We start from the raw sequence: 16,314 nt of genomic DNA, 5'->3' as shown, positions 1-16,314 counted from the left end.
CCATGACCAACACTTCCCTCTTCCGAAAAGCAGCACTGACCCTGGCCGTTGCTGCGGCAGCCGCCCCCGCCGCCGCCCCCGCATCCGCGCAGGGCGAGGGGGATTGCGTTGGCCGCAACAAGTTTCCCGCGTCGATAAATGTGGTGGCGAACGGCATTCGCAACAACAACGGCAAGCTGGTGGTCACGATCTATCCTGACGACCGCAAGCGCTTCCTTGCGTCCAAGGGCGAGATCAATGTCGGCAAGGTGGATGCCCAGCAGGGCACTACCCGCGCGAAAGTGTGCATTCCCGGGCCGGGCGTCTACGCCATCGCCGTCTATCATGACGAAGATGGCGGCGGTAAGTTCGACCGCGGGCTGCTGCCCAAGGAAGGCTTCGGCTTTTCCAACAACCCTTCCACCATTGCCGGTCTTCCCTCCTTCAGCGCGGTGCGGCTCAATGTGTCGAAGTCCGGCCTCGCCACCCATATCCAGATGAAATATCCGTAAGATCAAGGCGGCTGGCGGGCCGCGCCGGTTGGCGCTATCAACCCGGAATGCTGACTGAATCCCTGCTCGCCGATGCCCGCGCGATCGCGGATCGCATTGTCTCCCTGCGTCGGGCGATCCATGCCGAGCCTGAACTCGGCCTCGAAACGCCCAAGACGCTGGCCAAGGTCCGCGCCGAACTGGCGGATCTGCCGCTGGAATGGCGCGAAGGCCCCTCCACCACCGGCGCGGTGGCGATCATGAAAGGCGCCAAGCCCGGTCGCACCGTGCTGCTGCGCGGCGATATGGACGCCCTGCCCATGGGGGAGGAGACGGGCCTGCCCTTTGCCTCCACCATTCCCGGCCGGATGCATGCCTGCGGGCATGACACGCACACCGCCATGCTGGCTGGCGCCGCGCGCATTCTGGCGGCGCGGCAGGGTGAATTGGCCGGCGAAGTGCGCTTCATGTTCCAGCCGGGCGAGGAAGGCTTCCACGGCGCCCGCTTCATGCTGGAAGACGGGCTGCTGGGCGGAACGACCGGCTATCCCCTGCCCGAGGCCGCATTTGCGATGCATATCATGCCCAACGCGGCCCACGGCGTGCTGGGCAGCCGCGACGGGGCCTTGCTTGCCGCCGCCGACATGGTGGAAATCACTGTCACCGGCCGCGGCGGCCATGCCTCCATGCCGCATGACACGCGCGATCCGGTGCCGGTGGCATGCGAGATCGTGGGCGCGCTGCAAACACTCGTCACCCGCCGCTTCAACGCGGCAGAGGCCGTGGTGATCACCATCACCCAGCTCGATGCGGGCAGTGCCCACAATATCATTCCCAACGAGGCGCGGCTGCGCGGCACGATCCGTACGCTTTCAACGCAGAACCGCGCCCGCGTGCGCGAAGAAGTCTCTCAACTGGCGCAGGGCATCGCCGCTGCCCATGGGATGGAAGCGACGGCAGGATTCGTGCAGGGCTTCCCGCCCACCATCAACGATCCGCGCGCCGTTTCGCTGGGCGAGGCCATCGCCAAGGAACTGGGCGGCGAACAGGCATTCCTGCGCATGGATCACCCGATCATGGGCGCAGAGGACTTTTCCTATGTCCTGCAGGCCATGCCCGGCGCGATGTTCTTTCTGGGCGTCGCGCATGAAGGCGATGACTGGAGCCAGTGCTGCGGCCTGCATTCCAGCCGCATGATGGTGGACGAAGCCGTCCTTCCGCGCGGGGCCGCCTTCCTGGCGGGCTGCGCCACACGTTTCCTCGAACAAGGCTGGAGCTGACCCCAATGGCACATGTTTTCCGCGCCGCGCTGCGGTGCGCGCTTGGTTCTGGCCTGCTGCTGGCACCCGCACTGGCCCATGCGGAAGAGGCGCAGGCAGGCGCGGCAAGCTGCCCGGCGGAACGCGCGGTCTACACCTTGCCGTCCGAAGAGGGGGACATCCACGCATCCTTCATTCCGGCCAGGCACTGGCCTTCCGCGGCATCGGACCTCTACTTCAAGCTCACTACGCCCCGGCGGGACTATTGGTTCTCCTTCGCCGTTTCCAACGGTTACAGCGGGATCACCCTGCTGCCGGTCGGGAACCCCTACGATCCCGCTGCCGAGGATGGCGGCCCTGCCAGCCTTTTGCCCGAAACAGAAAGCCCGGAAGATCAGGATGCGGAGCTTGAGCTGCTCGCCAAACTGCGCTTCCTTCCGCTCGACGCAAACCTGATGGTGGCCGAAAATCCGCCTTCCGCCGGGCAAGAAGCCCCGCCCTATCTGATGACGCCGGAACTGGGCGAGGCCCTGTGGTACGATGTTGCCATGCTGACGCCCGACCCCGAGGCAGAGGCGGATTCCATGCCGCGCGGCGCCTTCCGGATCACCGGTTGCCTGGCCGAAGCGCCCGCCAAGGCCTGGCCCTGATTTTCAGGGCCTGAGCCTCAGGCAAAGCGCTTCGCCCCGGCGACGCACAGGATCACGGCCGCCGCCGCAACGGTCATCGTCCATGCGATGGGTTCGTGCAGCACCAGGGCTGCCGCCAGCAGGCCAAAGAAGGGCTGCATCAGCTGCAGCTGGCCCACGCCGGCGATCCCGCCCAGCGCAAGGCCGCGATACCAGAACACGAACCCCACCAGCATGCTGAATACCGAGACGTAGAACAGGCCCGCCCATGCGGACACTCCGATCCCGCCCGGATGCACTGGAGTGGTGGCAAGGGCGATGGCTGCCATAGGCAACAGCGCCAGCAGCAGCGCCCATGAAATGACCTGCCAGCCACCAAGCCGGCGCGACAGGGCAGCGCCTTCGGCATAGCCCAAGCCGCAGACGAGAATCCCGGCGAGCATCAGCAGATCGCCCGGCAGGGAGCCGTCAGCTCCGCGCGAAAGCGCAAAGCCCGCCACGATTGCCGCACCCAGCAGGGAGAATATCCAGAAGGCCGGATGAGGCCGCTCCCCTCCGCGCAGAACGCCGAAAAACGCCGTGCTGAGCGGCAGAAGGCCAAGGAACACGGCGGAATGGGCGGCGCTGACATATTGCAGCGCCAGCGCGGAAAGCAGCGGATAGCCCACCACCACGCCCAGCGCCACGACGGCAAGCGGAACCAGATCGGCCCGGGCAGGCCTTCGCTGGCGCAGTGCCAGAAGGCAGGCCGCACCGAGCAGGCCCGCAATCGCGGCCCGGGCCGAGGTGAGAAACAAAGGTGAAAGCTCTTCCACCGCCAGCCGTGTCGCCGGAAGCGACCCGCTGAAAATGATTACGCCCAGCAGGCCGCTACCCCAGCCCGCGCTTGTCCGGTCCATATGCCGATACCTCCTTGCACGGGCGCACTAGGCAGGGCGGGCTTGGCCTGACAGCAACGATGGCATACAATTTAATCAAACTGTATTGATCCAATAGGCCATACAGAGTGGAAGGAAGTCTCTCATGGCCAGCCCGGCCCTCACCCGCACCGAAACGCTGATGGAGGCAATCCGCAGCCGCATCGCCACGCGCGCGCTGGTTCCGGGGGACCGCCTGCCCTCTGTGCGAAGCTTCGCCCGGACGATGGGCGTTTCCCCCTCTACCGTGGTCGAAGCCTATGACCGGCTGGAGGCCGAAGGCGTGATTCGCGCCCGGCGGGGATCGGGCTTCTACGTCACCGGCGCCAATCTTCCGCCCATGGCGCTGGCCGAAATGGGCCCGGTGCGAGAGCGCGAGCTTGATCCCTTCTGGGTGTCCCGCCAGTCGCTCGACGCGGATCCCGCCGTGCTCACACCCGGCTGCGGCTGGCTGCCGGCGGACTGGATGCCCAATGCCGCGCTGCGCAAGGGGTTAAGGGGCCTTGCGCGGGCGGAAGACAGCCTGCTGACCAGCTATGGCGGAACGCGCGGCTCCCCCACCCTACGGCGGCTGCTTCAGGCGCGCTTCGCCGATGAAGGGATTGCCGCCGGGGCTGACCAGATCATGCTGGCTGGATCGGGCACGCAGGCGATCGACCTCGTCTGCCGCCTGCTGCTGCGCCCGGGCGACACGGTGCTGGTCGACGATCCATGCTATTTCAACTTCCAGGCCCTGCTGCGCGCCCATCACGTGCGCATCGTAGGGGTGCCCTATACGCCCAATGGCCCGGATACCGCCGCATTCGAACAGGCGCTCACCAACGAATTGCCGCGCCTCTACATCACCAATTCGGCCGTCCATAATCCAACCGGAGCCAGCCTTTCGCCGCAAGTTGCCCATCGCGTGCTGACACTGGCATCCACCCACGGCATCACCATCGTGGAGGATGACATCTTTGCGGATTTTGAGCCGTCACCTTCACCTCGCCTGGCCGTGCTTGACGGGCTGGAGCGAGTGATCCGCATTGGCAGCTTCTCCAAGACCCTCTCCGCATCGGCCCGCTGCGGCTATATCGCGGCACGTACCGACTGGATTGAGGAGCTGGCCGACCTGCAGGTGGCAACCTGTTACGGCGGCCCTTCTACACTGGCGACCGAGTTGGTGGCCGGCGTGCTGGCCGGGGGCAGCTATCGCAAGCATATGGAAGACCTGCGTCAACGCTTGTCCCGCGCCCGTAAACACGCTGCCGAGCGACTGGCCGAACTGGAAATCACCCCCTGGATCGCCCCGCGCGGCGGCTTCCACCTGTGGTGCAGCCTGCCGGAAGGATATGATTCAGGCGATCTGGCCCGGCGCTGCATGGCGGACAAGGTAATGCTTGCCCCCGGCAATGTATTCAGCCCTTCGCAGACAGCAGCGGATTTCCTGCGCTTCAACGTAACCCAGCTCGGCGACGAGCGGGTCTTTGCGGCAATCCGCAAGGCGATGGGAAAAAACGAAATGGGTTGAGGGCCAGCCACAGGCCTTCCATCCGGAACCCTGCTTGTGGCGCACCCGACAGGATTCGAACCTGTGACCCCTGCCTTCGGAGGGCAGTACTCTATCCAGCTGAGCTACGGGTGCGTGGGGCGCCGCCTAGCAAGCTTGCTGGCCTGCGCCAAGGCAAAAGCGATGCGCCCGCCGGGGACACATCGCCGATCATGCCCGGAGCGCCCCCTCTTACTGGGAAGAGCCGCGTTCGCCGAACTGGTTGAGCTTGGTACCATCACCCTTGGTTACGGTGACGTTGAAGCCGCCGCGGCGCTTGTCGCGCAGGGGGTAATAGGTGAGGTTGATCTTCTCGCCCGGCTTGAGCGAGGTGCGCGACCAGCCATAACGCTGCAGGTGGTTGGGGCTCATCCCCTCAAGCGCCCAGACGTGTTCCTGGCCGTCCTTTTCCTTCACCTTCACGTAAAGGAAAGTGTGCGGATTTGTCCATTCCCAGCGGTCCACCACCGCGTTGGGCATAGGCTTTTCCTTGCCCCATTCGAACATCGCGGTCGAATGGTGGGCCGCCAGCGGCGCCCCCACGGCAAGCACGGCACCGGCAGCGAGCGCGGCGCCGATCATGGTTTTGCGGCGTGAAATCTTCCCAGACATGCTACTCTCCGTATGTCATCCACCTTGCACTGCGGATGCTGATTTTCTTCCCATCTGCCAATCTTACATGACTTTATCAACCCGCAGCTTGACTTGGAACAAATTCTCGCCACACGAGGGCGAAAAATGAAACAAGAAAACAATCCGGAGAGTGAGATGAAGGGCCTACCCCGCATTGCCAGCATGCTTGCCTGCGCCTCGGCGCTGGCGATCGTCACCCCAGCCGCCGCCGCAGACGAAGCCACGCCCCGGGCGACCGCCTATCAGGAAGTCACCAAACTGCCGGACTGGACCGGCATCTGGTATCCGGACTGGGGCGCCCTGTTCGGCGGCCGCGCGGCAGCCAAGCCGCAACTGACGCCCGCGGCGCAGGCGGCCTATGACAAATATCTGGCCGACACCAAGGAAAACGGCCCCAATCAGTATGCACAGGCCCACTGCCTGCCGCCGGGCCTGCCCGGCCTGATGCAGCAGCCCTATCCGATCGAGATCCTCTATTCCCCCGGCCGGGTGACCATCCTGACCGAAGCCTATGCCCAGGCCCGCCGCGTCTACACCGATGGCCGCGCCCTGCCCGCCGATCCCGACCTGTTTTATAACGGCAATTCGATCGGCCATTGGGAAGGCGATACGCTGGTGATCGAGAGCACCGGCTTTAACCTGTCCACCTTCATTGCCCCCGGCATCAACCACAGCGAGAAAATGCGCGTGGACGAGAAGATCTGGCTGGAGAAGCCCGGCCAGCTGATCGACGAGATGACGATCACCGATCCCGAGGTGCTGACGGCCCCCTTCGTGACCCGCGTGGCCTACAAGCTGGATAATTCCTTCCCGATTCGCGAATATGTCTGTTCGGAAAACAACCACCTGACCACGGGCGAGAACGGGGCGAATATCGACCTTGGACTTGAAAGCAACGACACGGTTGATGACGATCCCTTCGCCGATTGAGGCGAACGGAATCAATCGTTTGGCTTATACTAAAAGCCCGGAAATGCGTTAGTGGCGCGCATAGGTTGCCGCGTCACTAACCATTTCTCAAACTTCTGCCCCCTATCCATTGGGCATGAACGCGGTCCCTCCCAACATGATTCCCCACGGCGATTCGCTGGTCGGAACGCCGCATTTCGCAGAAGCGCTTTATGGCGCTACGGCTGCCCAATGGGCCGCCCTGCAAGACGCCGCCGCTGTAGTGGCGCACCTTGCGGGGATCGAGCCGGAACAGCCCACGCCCGAGATCATCGCCTTTCCCGAAACCATCCGCCATGCGGGCGCCTGGCGCCGCCAACTGGCGGAAAAGGGGATCGACGATCTGGCCGCCATCCTTGAACCCGGCATCACTGCCCTGCTGGCCGTGAACGCCCGTGGTGCAGACACCACAGCCCCGGCGCAGGCCCTGTGGCACGAATTTCTGGCGGCCCGGACAGCCCTGCTTTCGCTGGCCCCGCACGGAATGATCCAGCGCAAGCGGATGTCCTGAATTCAAGGCCCTGACCCACGGCCTGAGAAGACACTTCCGCATCAATCCACCGAAAGCCCGTTGACCGGGTTCGCGCTATGTTCCATCTCCGGGGCATGGGCGATTCTCTCGCGATACTAACCCCGGAACAGGAAGCCGCCGAACGGCACGCCCGGGCCGTGGCGCGCGGAATCGCACGGCTGTTTGCCCGCAACGACATCTGGTGCCTGGCCGAAATGCCCCTGCGCAACGGCCGCCGGGCAGACCTGATGGGGATCGACCCCAAGGGCCAGATCGTGATTGTAGAAATCAAAGTCAGCCGTGCAGACCTGCTGGGCGACGGCAAGTGGCCGGACTATCTGGACTATTGCGACCGGTTTTTCTGGGGCGTCCCTCCGGAACTGGACAGGGCACCGCTGGAGACGGAAGGGTTCCTGCCCAGCACATGCGGCGTGATCGTGGCCGATGGCTACGATGCGGAGATTTTGCGCCCCGCCCCGCTGCAGCCGCTCGTCGCCGCGCGGCGCAAGGTGGAAGTGGAACGGCTGGCCCGCACAGCCCTGCGCCGCCAGCTTGCCCTGCTCGATCCCCATGTGGGCCGCTGGGGCGGAGCCTAGGCAACCGCTCGGCCCGGGCAGGCGATCCGGGGCGGACACGCAATTTCCTTGCTTTTCGGGGTAATCCTGCTTATGTGCAGCGCAGCAATCGGCGAGCGGGGCAACTTCCCGCCGCGGTTCCGGCAGCGTGAGGGCGCACGGGCATTCCCCGGCGTTCCGCCCGAACTTCCGATCGTAGACATCGCAAGCAAGCTGCCTTTTTCACGCAAGGTTCGCCAGAAACGAACCCGGGCCCGTGCACAGGCGAATTGCGCCTGCGCGCCGCCCCAATGAGAGATTTTCATGTCCTATTTCACCGAGCTTGGCCTTGCCGAGCCCATCCTTCGTGCATTGAACTCGAAGGGCTATTCCGACCCCACCCCCATCCAGCGTCAGGCGATTCCCGCCCTGCTGGAAGGGCGCGACATTCTGGGCATCGCGCAGACCGGCACCGGCAAGACCGCAGCCTTCTCGCTGCCTTCGCTGCACCGCCTGGCCGAAAACCCGGTCGGCCGCTTCAATGCCGGCTGCCGCATGCTGGTGCTTTCCCCCACGCGCGAACTGGCTGCCCAGATCGCCGAGAACATGAAGCTGTATGCCCGTTATCTGGACCTTTCCGTCCAGTGCGTGTTCGGCGGCGTGCCCGTGGGCAAGCAGGCCCGCGCCCTGACGCGCGGCTGCGACATTCTGGTGGCCACTCCCGGCCGCCTGCTGGACCTGATCGACCAGCGCGCACTGACCCTGCGCCATGTCGAAATCTTCGTGCTGGACGAAGCGGACCAGATGATGGACCTCGGCTTCATCAAGCCGCTGACCCGCGTGGCCGCCCTGCTGCCCGAACAGCGCCAGAGCCTGTTCTTCTCCGCCACCATGCCAAAAGCGATTGCCGATCTTGGCAAGCGCTTCATCAAGAACCCGGTGCGCGTGGAAGTGACGCCGCAGGCCACCACGGCCGAGCGGGTCGAGCAATATTCCACTTTCGTGGACCAGAAGGAAAAGCAGGCCCTGCTTATCCTGCGCCTGCGCGAAGCGTTCAACGACCAGAGCCTTGACCGCGCGCTGGTGTTCACCCGCACGAAGCATGGGGCAGACCGAGTGGTGCGCCACCTTTCCGCCGCGAGCATCGATTCGGTCGCGATCCACGGCAACAAGAGCCAGGCCCAGCGCATTCGCGCGCTGGACAGCTTCCGCCGGGGCCAGGTGAAGGTGCTGGTGGCAACCGACATCGCCGCGCGCGGGATTGACGTTTCGGGCGTGAGCCATGTGTTCAACTTCGAACTGCCCAACGTGCCCGAACAATATGTCCATCGCATCGGCCGTACCGCGCGCGCCGGGGCGGATGGTATCGCCATGAGCTTCGTCGCGCCCGACGAAAAGGCCTATCTGCGCGACATCGAGAAGCTGACCGGCGTGCGGCTGACCGCCATGCCGCTGCCCGAAAGCTTCCGCACCGAAATGGCCCGCCTGCCCCTTCCCCCGCGCGCGAAGCCCGAGGAAGAGCGTGACGAAGGCCGGGGTGACCGCCGCAATTCGCGCGACGGGCGCGGCCAGCGCCGTGGCGGTGAAGGTCGTGGCGAAGGTCGCGGTGAAGGCCGGGGCGGCAGCCGCAATGGCGGCGGCAATGCCAATGGCGGCGGACAGCGCCGCGATGCAGAACGCCGCGAAGCCGCGCGCAAGTTCATCACCCCGCGCAACCCCTGGCCCAATTCCGACGAAGCACGCGAAGCCAAATCCGGCCGCGAGGGCCAACGCCAGGGCGGCAATCGCAATGGCGGGAACGCGCGCGGCGGCCAGGCCCATGGCCAGCGCGACGGCGCCCGTTCCGCCGATCCGCGCCGCGACAATCGCCAGGGCGAGCATCGCGGAGAACACCGTGCGGACCATCGCGGGGAACGCCGCGAGGCGCGTCCGGATCAGCGCGGCGAACGCCGTCAGGGCGAACAGCGCCACAGCCACGGCGGCCATGGTCGCAGCGCTGAATCCCGCGGTGGCGAAGGCCGGGGCGGTCAGGGCCGTGGCCCGCGCATCGAAGGCGGCCAGCGCCCGCAGCGCCGACAGGCACCGCGTCAGGGCTGACCTGAAACTGGCCGAAAGGCCGCACACAGGATCGGGCGGGCTGTCCTACACGCCATGCAGGTGGTAGGGAGCCCGCCATGATTCACTGTCCCGCCAGATCCAAACCGGCCCCATGCCATCTGGCGCCAGCGGGCAGGATTTCCGGGACGCGCGTGTGTGTAACAGGTGTAACACCTGCCGCTTTGCAGGCCGCCCCATGATACAGGCCGCAATCCTCTCCGCACTGGCCATGACGCTGATCGTCGGCCTGCGTTATCTCATCACCAGCGGGGCCTTTGCCTGGGCGACTCACAAGGTCCGCCCCGGCCTCTACAAGGGTCTCACCCCCCAGATTCGCATGGAAATCTTCTGGTCGCTCGCTTCGGCGGCGATCTATGGTGTGCCTGCGGGCATCGTCGCATGGGGTTGGCAGGAACGCGGCTGGACGAAGATCTACACCGCATGGAACGATTATCCGCTGTGGTATCTGCCGCTGTCGCTGTTCCTCTACCTCTTCCTGCACGACACCTGGTTCTACTGGACCCACCGCTGGATGCACCGCCCGGCCGTGTTCCGCGTGGCCCATGCCGTGCATCACGCCAGCCGCCCGCCGACAGCCTGGGCGGCCATGAGCTTCCATCCGGTGGAAGCGATCACCGGGGCGGTGGTGATCCCGGCATTGGTGTTCTTCATCCCCATCCACATCGCCATGCTGGGAACGGTGCTGGCGATCATGACGGTGATGGGCGTTACCAATCACATGGGCTGGGAGATGTTCCCCCGCGCCCTTGTTCATTCCCGGCTCGGGCACTGGCTGATAACTGCCAGCCACCACCATCGTCATCATGAGAATTACCGATGCAATTACGGCCTCTACTTCCGCTTCTGGGATCATCTGTGCGGCACGGATCGCGGCCTTTCGCAGCCCTGATCCTTGCCCCGGCGCTTGCGCTGGCCGGCAGCCCGCTGCTTGCGGCCTCCTCCACTGGCACTACGGTGACGATCACCGTGACCGATCTGCGCAACACCAAGGGCGTGGTGCGGGCCTGCATGACGGACGATGCCAACATCTTCCCCAAATGCCGGCAAGACCCGAAATCCCACCGTGCGACGGTAAATGCCGCGGGCACGGTGACGATCACTTTCGAGAATGTAGCGCCGGGCACCTATGCCATCGCGCTGCTGCATGACGAGAATAACAACGGCAAGGCCGACCGGGCACTGATGATGATGCCCAAGGAAGGCTATGGATTCTCCCGCGATGCCAAGGTGAAGATGGGCCCGCCCAGCTTCAAATCGGCCGCGTTCGAAGTGGCGGACAAGCCGCTGAGCCAGACGATTCGCATGCGCTACATGCTCTGACCGGGCCGCTCCGGCAGGGGCGGCGCTTGCGGCAATCAAAAACCGCGCCTAGGGCCTGAGCCGTGGCGGACGCGGACAGCACTCAATTCGGCAATCCTTCGGCGGCCATGTCGCTCGATTCGCCATTCGCGCCGTTCCGCTGGCCGGTATTCCGCAGGGTGTGGACGGCCAACCTGACCTCGGCACTGGGCAGCATGATCCAGATGACCGCGGCGGCCTGGCTGATGACGGAATTGACCGAGTCCCACCTGCTGGTGGCGCTGGTGCAGGCATCCGTCACCGTGCCGGTGCTGCTGTTCGGCATCTTTGCCGGAGTAATCGCCGACAATTACGACCGGCGGAAGGTGATGCTGATCGCCAATATCGCCATGCTGGTGCTTTCCGCAATTCTGGCGGTTCTGGCATGGATCGGCGCAATCGGGCCCTATTCGCTGCTGTTCTTCACCATGGCCATCGGCGCGGGCTTCGCGTTGAACGGCCCTTCCTGGCAGGCATCGGTGCGCCAGATGGTACCGCGCGAGGATTTGCCGCAGGCCATTTCGCTCAACACCATCGCCTATAATGCCGCCCGCAGCGTCGGCCCGGCTATCGGCGGGGTGGTGCTGTCCATCTGGGGGCCTTCCACGGCCTTCACCATCAATGCACTGAGCTATCTGGCGCTGGTCTATATCCTGCTGCGCTGGCGCCCGGTCACGCCGCCGCGCGCGCAGCGACACAGGGTGGGTGCGGCTATCGGCGCTGGCCTGCGCTTTGCCGTGTCGAGCAGCCCGGTGCGCCGCGTGCTGACCCGCGCGCTGGCCTTCGGCATCGGGGCGATCAGCTTTCAGGCATTGCTGCCGCTGGTCGCGCGCGAACAGTTGAAGGGCAGCGAAATCGGCTTCGGCCTGATGTTCGGCGCATTCGGTGTCGGATCGGTCATCACTGCCGTCTGGGTAGCCCGCGTGCGCCGTCGCTTCGGGCCGGAAGCCATCGTCAGTGCCGCCAGCATCATTGCCGCACTGGCAGTGACCCTGCTGGCCGTCGCGCCGAATATTCCCATTGCCATGGCGGCTGCCTTCATGGCCGGCTGCGGCCATGTCTCGGCCATGACCAGCCTCAACGTCTCGATCCAGATGCGCAGCCCGGACGAATTGCTGGGCCGCAGCCTCTCCATCTTCCAGTCGATGATCTTCGGCGGCATGGCGGTCGGCTCAGCAGCATGGGGCACGCTGTCGGATTTCGTCGGCACGCCGAACGCCCTCCTGGCCTCAGCGGCATGGCTACTGGCATCTCTGGTAGTTCTGCGGGTGCTGGCGCCCATGCCGGGAATCGGAGAAGGCCACGCCCCTCCCGCCGTCTAGAATCAGCGCCGAACAGCCAATCCGCCGCGCCAGACTGGCGCCGTGACGTCACGGTTGCGGCAAAAAAATGCCGCCTGCGCAGAGTTTGGCACAACTTAACGATAAGTTTACCATGTCGCGCCAGAACTCTCCCCCAGATGTTGCAATGGGGGCTTGAGGGCCATGGACACGCTTAGGGGAAATTTCGCCGACCGCGCCGATCTGATCGACGATGGCGATGCCTATGATCCGGTTGAAGACGATGCCGGCCGCGAGACACCCAGCCTAATCGGGCAGGACGAACGCCGTATGCAGGTGCGCGCCTACAATCACTGGGCAGGCCTGCTGGAAGATCGCAACTTCCCTTCGATCGACGATCTCGACCCCGAATCGCTCACCGATTTCGGGCCTTACAGCGTACTGCTGGATTTCACGGCGGGAATCGAGAACCCGGGTATTTCCTATCTGGGCGAGAAGCTGGCCATCGAATGCGACGCCGACGAGACGATCGAACATCTGGACGACGTGCCCAGCCGTTCGCTGCTGTCGCGCATTACCGATCATTACATGCAGATTCTCGCGAATCAGGCCCCGATAGGCTTCGAAGCGGAATTCGTAAATCAGCGGAACCAGACGATTCTCTATCGTGGCATCCTGCTGCCCTTCTCCAGCGACGATGACACGATCGATTTCATCTATGGCGTCATCAACTGGAAGGAACTGGCTGACCAGCGCACGACCGACGAGCTGATGCTCGAAATCGATCAGGCTTTGGAAGACGCTCCCGAAGAAACTCCGCTGCGTTCTTCCGATCATCCGATGACCGACTGGGCCGACGGACCGGCCGCCACTGTCGATCTTGCCGCCATGCCGCAGGCTACTCCGGCTGACGGGATCTTGAACCTCAACATCCATGCCGGCATTCCCGCACTCGACGATGCAGCCCTGCCGATGCCGCATTTCGGCGGGCCCGACAGCTTCGACGTCACTCCCGCTTCCGCTACGACCAATGCGGAGGAAGAGGACGAAGATTTCTCGGCCTATGCGCTCTCCCCCATGGACGAGAGCCAGATGGGCCTGGGCGACTGGCTCGCATCCGCGCGGGAACTGGCGCAGGTTGCCGTCTCCAGCGAAGACCGTTCGCGCGCCGCCCTGTATGAGGCCATTTCGCGCGCCTACGATTTCTCGCTCGCCGCCGCAGCCGAGCCGGACGAATTTGCCGACCTGCTTGAGGCATCGGGCCTTGCCATGCAGGAACGCGCCCCGATGACGCCGGTGGTGAAGCTGGTTTTCGGCGTGGATTACGACAAGACGCGCCTTACCGAATATGCCGCCGCACTAAGCCATGCGCATCGCCATTCACTGGATCGCGGCGCGCTGGGCGATTTCCTCCGCGCTGCCGATGGCGGGTTGAAGGGCGTTGTCGCGGCAGAACGCCGCCTGCGCCGCGAGGAATCCGGCAAGCCCTCCACCCCGGTAACGCGCGAACCGCGTGCCCGCATCGCCCGCCAACTGCGCAAGCTGCAGCCGATGGCGCTCGAAACTCTGGCAGGCGAAGGCCATGAATTCGGGCTGGTGATGATCCGCCGCATGAACACCGGCGAAGTGGCCGTTCTGGGCGAAATCTCCGAAGATGTCGCGATGATCGAAAAGGCCGCGAAGAAACTGATCGGCTGAGGCAGGCCCTGCCCCGGCAGGGCTTCTGCTTTCCCCGGCGAATCCGTAACACAGGGGGCATGAACCGCCCTGCCCGCCATTTCGTGCTTTATCGGGCGCCAGCGCCATGAGGCTTGGCCCGCGCAAGATCGGCTGTGTGCTGCCGGCGGCGCTTCTGGCCGTAATCGCCCTGCTTTTGCTCGGCGGATTCTATCTCTGGGCACGCCAGACCCAGTCGGTCGCCACGCTTGACCGGATCGATGGCTGGTTCACTCACGGGCGGCACCGGCTGCGGGCCAGCCTGGGGCCGGATCCGACCCAGCAGCTCTACATCTATCCCAATCGCGGAGCAGAGCCTCTGCCGGTGCTGGTCTTCGTCCACGGCGGCAGCTGGAACAGCGGCGATCCGGCTGATTATGGCTTCATCGCGCGCAATTTCGCACCACAAGGCTATGTCGTGGTGCTGGCCGGCTATCGACTGGGGCCGAAAGGGCGCTTTCCCGCTATGCTGGAGGACACGGCAGCTGCCGTTGCCTGGGCGCATCGCAATGCCGCGCGCTATGGCGGCGATCCCGATCGCATCCTGCTGATGGGCCATTCGGCAGGGGCCTATAATGCCGCCATGGTCGCACTCGACCCACAATGGCTGGGCAGGCAGGGGATGACGAGCGACATGATTGCGGGCGTGGTCGGCCTTGCAGGCCCTTATGATTTCTATCCCTTCACGACCGATGCCGCGCGACAGGCCTTCGGCCACTGGCCCCGGCCCGCCGAAACGCAGCCGGTGAATTTCGCCCTGGCCAAGGCACCGCCTATGCTGTTGCTCACCGGCTCCGACGATACGTCCGTGCGCCCGCGTAACTCCGAAAAGCTGGCGAGCGCGCTCACCGCTGCTGGTGCGCCAACCCGGCCGATCGTGCTGGACGGAATTGGCCATGCAGGCATCCTGATCCGCTTGGCCAAACCTTTCGATCTGAGCGGGGAAACGAAGAGGCGGGTGCTTGCCTTCCTCGCCGAAAGGGCCGAATCTGCCAAGGCTTCAGCCCCGGTTCAGCCGCCGGAACGCTAGCAGGAAAGTAATGCGCGCACCCATCCGGATCATCGCCCGACTGGCGGCATTGCTTGCCGCGCTACAGCTGGCCATCCAGCCTGCCGCCGCACAGTCCGTGCTGCGCGATGCCGAAACGGAAAAGCTGCTGCAGGACATGGTCGATCCACTGTCCGACGCTGCCGGGCTGGGCAAGGGCGCGGTCGAGATCGTGCTGGTGCAGGATAGTTCAATCAACGCCTTCGTAGCCGGCGGGCAGCGGATTTATATCCATAGCGGGCTGATCAATGCCGCCGATTCCGCCAATGAAGTTCAGGGCGTGATGGCGCACGAACTGGGCCACATCACCGGCGGGCACATCATCCGCAGTTCCGAAGGCATCCAGCAGGCGACCAATATCACTATTGTCTCGCTCCTGCTGGGCGTCGCAGCCATTGCGGCAGGCGCAGGCGATGCGGGCATGGGCATTCTGGCCGCCGGGCAACAGGCAGCCATGGGCAAATATCTGGCCTTCAGCCGCGTGCAGGAAAGTTCGGCGGACGCAGCGGGGGTGGAATATCTCTCCAAGGCGGGGATTTCCGGGCGCGGTTCGATCGAGTTCTTCAAGAAGCTGCAGAACCTCGAATTCCGCTATGGCGTGAGCCAGAAGGACGATGCCACCTATTCGCGCAGCCACCCGCTGACGGGCGACCGTATTTCCAACCTGCAGCATGATTATGAGCGCGATGTGGCGTGGAACAAACCCAGCGATCCGGAACTGGAAGAACGCTTCCAACGCGCCAAGGCCAAGCTCTATGGTTATCTGGCCAACCCGCAGGAAACCTTGCGCGCCTATCCCGTGACGATGACGGGCATTCCCGCACGCTATGCCCGTGCCTATGCCTATCACAAGGACGCACAGGTCGATAAGGCGCTGGCGGAAACCACTGCCCTGATCGAAGCCGATCCGCACGATCCCTATTTCCTTGAACTGGAAGGCCAGATCCTGCTCGAATCGGGCCGTCCGCGCGAGGCGTTGGAGCCACTGCGCGAAGCCACCCAGCTGACCAACAACACTCCGCTGATTGCCACCACTTTCGGCCACGCCCTTATCGCCACGGAAGACAGCGCGAATTTCGCGGAGGCGGAAACAGTGCTGAAAGCCGCCGTCACGCGTGACCGGTACAATCCCTTCGCCTGGTACCAGCTGGGCGTGGTCTATGCCGCGCAGGGCGATATGCCGCGCGCCAGGCTGGCCAGCGCCGAACAGCAATCCATGAGCGGCCAGATGGAAGAGGCCATGCGCAGCGCGCAAGCGGCCGAACGCGGGCTGCCCACCGGCACGCCGGACTGGCTGCGCGCGCAGGATATTGCGATGACGGCAAAAGCCGAGCTTGAACGGCAGAAGAAGCGCAAGTAGCGCAC

At 64.6% G+C, this 16,314-nt stretch carries 15 protein-coding genes, 1 tRNA gene and 1 pseudogene; 14 read left to right on the top strand and 3 right to left on the bottom strand.

Annotated features, from left to right (window positions below; genetic code table 11):
• Positions 1 to 2: 2 nt before the first annotated feature.
• The 3 genes from SZ64_RS14150 to SZ64_RS14140 are packed head-to-tail and all read left to right on the top strand — an operon-like array spanning position 3 to position 2,379.
• Positions 3 to 491 (top strand): DUF2141 domain-containing protein, encoded by a 489-nt coding sequence (locus SZ64_RS14150; RefSeq protein WP_054531413.1) that lies wholly within the window; start codon positions 3 to 5, stop codon positions 489 to 491.
• A 47-nt stretch (positions 492 to 538) separates the two neighbouring features.
• Complete coding sequence (locus SZ64_RS14145; RefSeq protein ID WP_054531412.1) at positions 539 to 1,750, top strand: M20 family metallopeptidase; 1,212 nt, start codon at positions 539 to 541, stop codon at positions 1,748 to 1,750.
• Positions 1,751 to 1,755: 5 nt separating this feature from the next.
• A complete protein-coding gene (locus tag SZ64_RS14140) occupies positions 1,756 to 2,379 on the top strand; it encodes a hypothetical protein (RefSeq protein ID WP_054531411.1) in 624 nt (207 codons plus the stop codon).
• A gap of 17 nt (positions 2,380 to 2,396) precedes the next feature.
• Here SZ64_RS14140 and SZ64_RS14135 read toward each other — a convergent pair whose 3' ends face one another.
• On the bottom strand, positions 2,397 to 3,257 hold the full coding sequence (locus tag SZ64_RS14135; RefSeq protein ID WP_054531410.1) for a DMT family transporter: 861 nt from the start codon (positions 3,255 to 3,257) through the stop codon (positions 2,397 to 2,399).
• Between the two features lie 124 nt (positions 3,258 to 3,381).
• Between SZ64_RS14135 and SZ64_RS14130 the strand changes: the two genes are divergently transcribed.
• On the top strand, positions 3,382 to 4,785 hold the full coding sequence (locus SZ64_RS14130; RefSeq protein ID WP_054531409.1) for a PLP-dependent aminotransferase family protein: 1,404 nt from the start codon (positions 3,382 to 3,384) through the stop codon (positions 4,783 to 4,785).
• 37 nt (positions 4,786 to 4,822) lie between these two features.
• Here the strand turns inward: SZ64_RS14130 and SZ64_RS14125 are convergent.
• Positions 4,823 to 4,899, bottom strand: a tRNA-Arg gene (locus SZ64_RS14125).
• Positions 4,900 to 4,995: 96 nt separating this feature from the next.
• Complete coding sequence (locus SZ64_RS14120) at positions 4,996 to 5,415, bottom strand: DUF6152 family protein (RefSeq protein WP_054531408.1); 420 nt, start codon at positions 5,413 to 5,415, stop codon at positions 4,996 to 4,998.
• Positions 5,416 to 5,571: 156 nt separating this feature from the next.
• On the opposite strand from SZ64_RS14120, the gene SZ64_RS14115 reads away from it, so the two are divergent.
• The 10 genes and pseudogenes from SZ64_RS14115 (at position 5,572) to SZ64_RS14070 (ending at position 16,309) form a co-directional block, all read left to right on the top strand.
• Positions 5,572 to 6,366, top strand: a complete 795-nt coding sequence (locus SZ64_RS14115; RefSeq protein ID WP_054531407.1) for a hypothetical protein — start codon at positions 5,572 to 5,574, stop codon at positions 6,364 to 6,366.
• 115 nt (positions 6,367 to 6,481) lie between these two features.
• Complete coding sequence (locus tag SZ64_RS14110; RefSeq protein ID WP_054531406.1) at positions 6,482 to 6,895, top strand: hypothetical protein; 414 nt, start codon at positions 6,482 to 6,484, stop codon at positions 6,893 to 6,895.
• A gap of 95 nt (positions 6,896 to 6,990) precedes the next feature.
• Positions 6,991 to 7,491: an MmcB family DNA repair protein gene (locus SZ64_RS14105; protein ID WP_054532279.1), complete on the top strand. Its 501-nt coding sequence runs from the start codon at positions 6,991 to 6,993 to the stop codon at positions 7,489 to 7,491.
• Positions 7,492 to 7,773: 282 nt separating this feature from the next.
• Positions 7,774 to 8,997, top strand: a pseudogene (locus SZ64_RS14100) (DEAD/DEAH box helicase); the annotation flags it as partial.
• A gap of 745 nt (positions 8,998 to 9,742) precedes the next feature.
• Positions 9,743 to 10,456, top strand: a complete 714-nt coding sequence (locus SZ64_RS14095; protein ID WP_054531404.1) for a sterol desaturase family protein — start codon at positions 9,743 to 9,745, stop codon at positions 10,454 to 10,456.
• Entirely contained in the window at positions 10,423 to 10,887 is a 465-nt protein-coding gene (locus SZ64_RS14090) for a DUF2141 domain-containing protein (RefSeq protein WP_241773045.1), read from the top strand. The genes SZ64_RS14095 and SZ64_RS14090 overlap by 34 nt, the downstream gene beginning before the upstream one ends.
• A gap of 62 nt (positions 10,888 to 10,949) precedes the next feature.
• Positions 10,950 to 12,227: an MFS transporter gene (locus SZ64_RS14085; protein WP_241773044.1), complete on the top strand. Its 1,278-nt coding sequence runs from the start codon at positions 10,950 to 10,952 to the stop codon at positions 12,225 to 12,227.
• 162 nt (positions 12,228 to 12,389) lie between these two features.
• Positions 12,390 to 13,883: a hypothetical protein gene (locus tag SZ64_RS14080; protein WP_054531403.1), complete on the top strand. Its 1,494-nt coding sequence runs from the start codon at positions 12,390 to 12,392 to the stop codon at positions 13,881 to 13,883.
• A gap of 106 nt (positions 13,884 to 13,989) precedes the next feature.
• The gene (locus SZ64_RS14075) at positions 13,990 to 14,931 is read left to right on the top strand and encodes an alpha/beta hydrolase (protein ID WP_054531402.1); all 942 of its coding nucleotides are present in this window, start codon (positions 13,990 to 13,992) and stop codon (positions 14,929 to 14,931) included.
• A gap of 10 nt (positions 14,932 to 14,941) precedes the next feature.
• On the top strand, positions 14,942 to 16,309 hold the full coding sequence (locus tag SZ64_RS14070) for a M48 family metalloprotease (RefSeq protein WP_054531401.1): 1,368 nt from the start codon (positions 14,942 to 14,944) through the stop codon (positions 16,307 to 16,309).
• Positions 16,310 to 16,314 lie beyond the last annotated feature (5 nt).

It is taken from the genome of Erythrobacter sp. SG61-1L (assembly GCF_001305965.1).
GTDB lineage: Bacteria > Pseudomonadota > Alphaproteobacteria > Sphingomonadales > Sphingomonadaceae > Andeanibacterium.
This window is presented reverse-complemented; position numbering and strand designations above follow the sequence as displayed.